Raw genomic sequence first — 236 nt, 5'->3', positions numbered from 1 at the left:
AAGGTGACTGAGTAAACTCGTATAAGCCCAACCACCTGATACAGTTATACCTTCAGGAATATGACCCACTCTATTAATGTTATCGTCACTAGGATCTTGGACACTTAATAAGACTGGTTGATAAAATCTCGTCTTAAGAGTTAAGTCACCACTATTAAAGGTATGTCTCGTATTATCTGGTGTAAATTCAGTTGGACTAATGTAATTATCAGATGAACCATAGTGGGATTTCCACG

General features: G+C 37.3%; 1 protein-coding gene. It reads right to left on the bottom strand.

Annotation, left to right across the window (positions count from 1 at the left end; genetic code table 11):
- Positions 1–236: hypothetical protein (locus ACX9YW_RS23575; RefSeq protein ID WP_460351237.1), on the bottom strand; the 236-nt coding region annotated here is incomplete at both ends.

Source organism: Pseudoneobacillus rhizolycopersici (assembly GCF_054786815.1).
Note: the sequence above shows the minus strand (reverse complement) of the source record. Positions and strands in the feature narration are given on the sequence as shown.